Genomic DNA, 1,848 nt, shown 5'->3' with positions numbered 1-1,848 from the left:
AATGTGCATAAAAAAATCCGGAAACAAGTGAGCGTTTCCGGATTCTTACACAGCCACTGGATCGGTCAACTGATCCTTAACTGATCGGCATTACACCTTCTGCTGACCGTTTTCGATGTACAAACCGAGCGGCGCATAGCTTTCATCATAGATGCCGCCGTTCATCGCCATCTGCACCTGACCCTGACTATTAATATCCGCCAGCAGAGCATGTAACGTTCCCCACGCTTCGCCATTGGCTTTTTGCCAGTACATTTTCACCCGCTCTGTTTGAGGATTAACGGTATACGCCTGTACGGTCAGCGTCGGATCTGAGAGTGCGCAATCATCAGCGGCAACAGAAAACAAGGGAAGTAAGGTGAGGGTGAGAAAAATCCGTTTGAGATTCAAGGTGATCATTCCTTTACCAATGAGTAGCCGATGCGCCATTATAGGTCCTGGATGTGGGATTTTTTTATCCTGTTAGCGACCTTGAGGAGTACCAAAAAGCGCGAAGTTCAACTATTGTTCTGTGGTGTTCTGTTGCGTGTTGACGGCAAAATTTTGCTGGCGTAACATGCGCGCACGATCATTCTAAGAGGACATTCGCCTTGGACACACCCAGTAGATACTGGCTCACTATCCTGTCATCCAGGATCAACTCCTAAGGCTATCCCTTTTTGCTGATAGCCTTAGCGGTTGTCAGCGACCTCAATTTTTCCCGTCGCGCTGAGTCAGGCTGTTTAATGGTCTGAAACCCAATTTGTTTCTGTGTGCCCACCGAACTGTCCGATATTTTAAGCATTGGGAGTCCCGGTCATGCTGAGCGCATTTCAACTGGAAAATAACCGACTGACCCGGCTGGAAGTCGAAGAGTCACAACCCCTTGTAAATGCAGTATGGATTGATCTTGTCGAACCGGACGACGACGAGCGACTGCGTGTACAATCTGAACTTGGCCAGAGCCTGGCAACCCGCCCGGAACTGGAAGACATCGAAGCATCGGCACGTTTCTTTGAAGACGACGACGGCCTGCATATTCACTCCTTCTTCTTCTTTGAAGATGCGGAAGATCACGCCGGTAACTCCACTGTGGCATTTACCATCCGTGATGGTCGTCTGTTTACTCTGCGTGAGCGTGAACTGCCCGCTTTTCGTCTGTATCGTATGCGTGCCCGTAGCCAGTCGATGGTAGACGGTAACGCCTACGAGCTGCTGCTGGATCTGTTCGAAACCAAAATCGAACAGTTGGCAGATGAAATTGAAAATATCTATAGCGACCTGGAGCAGTTGAGCCGGGTGATTATGGAAGGGCATCAGGGCGATGAGTACGATGAGGCGCTCTCCACGCTGGCGGAACTGGAAGATATCGGCTGGAAAGTACGCCTGTGTCTGATGGATACCCAGCGCGCGCTCAACTTCCTGGTACGTAAAGCACGCTTACCGGGTGGACAACTGGAGCAGGCGCGTGAAATCCTGCGAGATATCGAATCCCTGCTGCCGCATAACGAATCTCTGTTCCAGAAGGTGAACTTCCTGATGCAGGCGGCGATGGGTTTTATCAACATCGAGCAGAACCGCATCATCAAAATCTTCTCGGTGGTATCCGTGGTATTCCTGCCGCCGACGCTCGTTGCTTCCAGCTATGGCATGAACTTTGAGTTTATGCCAGAACTGAAGTGGAGCTTCGGCTACCCTGGCGCGATTATCTTTATGATCCTCGCGGGCCTGGCACCGTATCTGTACTTTAAGCGGAAGAACTGGTTGTAATATGGGTAATGCTGCCAACTTACTGATTTAGTGTATGATGGTGATTTTAAGGTGCTTGCGTGGCTTCCATTTCCATCAGATGTCCTTCCTGCTCCGCTA

Annotated in this window: 2 protein-coding genes and 1 pseudogene; 2 read left to right on the top strand and 1 reads right to left on the bottom strand. The window is 50.2% G+C overall.

The window, feature by feature from the left end; genetic code table 11:
• Positions 1-93: 93 nt before the first annotated feature.
• A pseudogene (locus BHE85_RS14495) lies at positions 94-429 on the bottom strand (phosphodiester glycosidase family protein); the annotation flags it as partial.
• 161 nt (positions 430-590) lie between these two features.
• Between BHE85_RS14495 and ysgD the strand changes: the two are divergent.
• On the top strand, positions 591-647 hold the full coding sequence (ysgD, locus tag BHE85_RS27535) for a protein YsgD (protein ID WP_211180520.1): 57 nt from the start codon (positions 591-593) through the stop codon (positions 645-647).
• Between the two features lie 151 nt (positions 648-798).
• On the top strand, positions 799-1,749 hold the full coding sequence (corA, locus tag BHE85_RS14490) for a magnesium/cobalt transporter CorA (RefSeq protein ID WP_000947159.1): 951 nt from the start codon (positions 799-801) through the stop codon (positions 1,747-1,749).
• Positions 1,750-1,848: the final 99 nt, after the last annotated feature.

The sequence above is a fragment of the Shigella sp. FC1567 genome (assembly GCF_001743015.1).
Taxonomy (GTDB): Bacteria; Pseudomonadota; Gammaproteobacteria; order Enterobacterales; family Enterobacteriaceae; genus Escherichia; species Escherichia coli.
Note: the sequence above shows the minus strand (reverse complement) of the source record. Positions and strands in the feature narration are given on the sequence as shown.